The sequence below is a fragment of the Spirillospora sp. NPDC029432 genome (assembly GCF_040703975.1).
GTDB lineage: Bacteria > Actinomycetota > Actinomycetes > Streptosporangiales > Streptosporangiaceae > Spirillospora.
Genome location: NZ_JBEZWH010000150.1, coordinates 1 through 2,539, shown reverse-complemented (window position 1 = coordinate 2,539; position 2,539 = coordinate 1). Strand labels below are relative to the sequence as shown.

Annotated in this window: 3 protein-coding genes; 1 reads left to right on the top strand and 2 read right to left on the bottom strand. The window is 77.2% G+C overall.

Annotated features, from left to right (window positions below; all coding sequences use genetic code 11):
• Positions 1–777, bottom strand: a 777-nt coding sequence (locus AB0881_RS41765; RefSeq protein ID WP_366626457.1) for a hypothetical protein, incomplete at its 3' end; no start/stop codon positions are given.
• Positions 778–855: 78 nt separating this feature from the next.
• Positions 856–1,176: an antibiotic biosynthesis monooxygenase gene (locus AB0881_RS41760; protein WP_366626456.1), complete on the bottom strand. Its 321-nt coding sequence runs from the start codon at positions 1,174–1,176 to the stop codon at positions 856–858.
• 180 nt (positions 1,177–1,356) lie between these two features.
• Between AB0881_RS41760 and AB0881_RS41755 the strand changes: the two genes are divergently transcribed.
• On the top strand, positions 1,357–2,539 hold a 1,183-nt coding region (locus AB0881_RS41755), incomplete at its 3' end, for an MFS transporter (protein ID WP_366626455.1).

Sequence of the window (2,539 nt, the reverse complement as noted above, 5' to 3'; positions counted from 1 at the left end):
CAGCGGGCAGGGCCGCTCCATCCGCACGGGCGGCGCGGCGGCCCGCTCGGGACGGCCGGTCAGCTCCTCCTCGGCCCCCGCCCACAGCCGCCCGGCCGCGGCACGCTCGCGCCACTGCCACGCCCGCTGCGCGACGTCCAGGGTCAGGCCCGTACCGCCCGGGGCCAGCGCCTGGACGGCGGCCTCCGCGACCGGCATCCACCGTTCCGCGAAGCCCCCGGGAACGGCCCGCACGACCGCCGAGTGCAGCCGCGGCACCGCGTCCACGAACCCCAGCAGCGCGGCCGCCTCGGCCGGCAGCGGCGCCCGGCGGGCGGCCCACTCCACGCCCGTCATCGCCAGGCCCAGCAGGTCGGCGCCCAGCGTCAGCCCGGGCGGCAGCTCCCGGCCGCCCGCCTCGTCCTCTTCCGGCTCCTCCGGGGGAACGTCGATGGCCTCGACGCAGCGCAGCAGCTCGCCGGCCGCCTCGTCCGGCGGCCCCTCCCGGACGGCGACGATCAGCCGGCCCAGCGGCGCGTTCACCCGCGCCCACTCGACCGCGGGATGCCCCTCCACCGCGTCCACGAGCGCCCCGGCGCGCTTCTCGGCGCCGGGAAGGTGCGCGTGCCGCAGCTCGACGTGCAGCCGCCCGCCGTACGACCACGTCCGCCGGCCTCCGGGAACCAGCTCCGCGACCACGCCGTGCACGGCGTCCAGCGCGCCGGCGGTCGCGCGCAGTGGCGCCGCCGCGACCGTGCGGGCCAGCGCGGCACTCCCGCGAGCCAGACTCCCCAACATGGCGCACCCCGTACCCCGGGGACGCCCGCTACACGTGCCGCAAGGTGAAGTCTCCGCAAACGCCCGCCGGGCGCCCCGTCAGGCGGCGGGGTGCGGGGGCAGGCCCTTGCCGCCCAGCAGGTCCAGCTCGATCATCTCCGCCGCCGCGACGAGCTTCATGGCGGCCGCCGTCTCGGGACTGCCCTTGATCGCGTCCTGGGCGGCCCGCAGCGCGTCCCCGTCGCGCCACAGCTCGGTCACCCAGACGGTGTCGGGCGCGTCCGCCTGCCGGTTGATCAGATAGAGCTCGCAGCCGGGGTCGTCCTCCAGGGCGGCGGCGGCCGCGAGCAGCAGCTCCGCGAGCTCCGTACCGCGCTCCGGATGGGCCACCAGCCTGCCGTACCGTGCGATTCGTGTCATGACCGGCAACGTTAGCGCCCGGGACACCTCCCGGCGGCGCGGGCGCCGTCCCGCGCGGCGACCGTGGCGCCGGACACAGTCGGAATAACGGGGCCGGACCAGCCGGTTCGTTCCAGGGTGCCCGTGCGCGGGCTGCGACGACGCACGCTGCGACCCGGTTCGGGAATGGAGAGACGGATCTTGACGACGCAGGCGACGGGGGACGGCGCCCTCGGCCGCGCGCTGCTGGCCCTGGCCCTGGGCGGCTTCGGCATCGGCACCACCGAGTTCGTGATGATGGGCGTGCTGCCGGAGGTGGCCGCCGACCTGCGCGTGAGCGTGCCGAGCGCCGGCCACCTCATCTCGATGTACGCGCTCGGCGTGGTGGTCGGCGCGCCGCTGCTGACGGCGGTCACGATGCGGCTGCCGCGCCGCCGGGTGCTGGCCGGGCTGATGGCGCTGTTCACGGCCGGCAACCTCCTGTCCGCGGTGGCGCCCGGCTACCTGACGCTGATGGCGGCGCGGCTGCTCAGCGGGCTGCCGCACGGCGCGTTCTTCGGCGTCGGCGCGGTGGTGGCGGCGAGCCTGGTGGAACCGGCCCGGCGCGGCCGCGCGGTGTCGATGATGTTCCTCGGCCTGACCGTCGCGAACGTGGTGGGCGTCCCCGGCGGGACGCTGGTCGGCCAGCTCTTCGGCTGGCGCTGGACGTTCGTGCTGGTCGCCGCGATCGGCGCGGTCGCCGTCGCGGCCGTGCTGGCGCTCGTCCCCGCACGCTCCGCCGCCGCGGAGGCGGCCCCGTCGTTGCGCACCGAGCTGCGCGTCCTGCGCCGCCCGCAGGTCCTCCTGTCGATGGGCGTGATCGTGCTGGGCTTCGGCGGGCTGTTCGCCTGCTACAGCTACGTCGCGCCGATGATGACGCAGGAGGGCGGCCTGCCGGCCGGGGCGATCACCCCGCTGCTGGTGGTCGTCGGGCTCGGCATGACCGCCGGGTCGCTGCTGGGCGGCCGGTTCGCCGACCGCGACGCCACCCGCACCACGATGGCCTGCCTCGCCGGGCTGGTCGTCGCGCTCGTCGCGCTGGCCGCCGCGGTGCCGGTGCCGTGGCTGGCGGTGCCGCTGCTGTTCGCCATCGGGCTGTTCAGCCTGGCGCTGGGCCCGGCGGTGCAGACCCGGCTGCTGGAGCAGGCCGGCGACGCGCCCGCGCTGGTCTCGTCCGGGCTGCACTCGGGCGCCAACCTGGCCAACTCCATCGGTGCCTGGCTCGGCGGCCTGGTCATCGCCGCCGGCCTGGGCCTGCGCGCCGCCAACCTCGCGGGCGCCGCGATGGCCGCCGCGGGCCTGAGCCTGCTCGTCGCCGGCGTGGCGCTCGAGGCCAGGAGCCGCC

What these genes read in the sequence shown, in the direction of transcription:
- AB0881_RS41760 (WP_366626456.1), bottom strand. Translation starts at nt 1,176, where the DNA reads ATGACACGAATCGCACGGTACGGCAGGCTGGTGGCCCATCCGGAGCGC.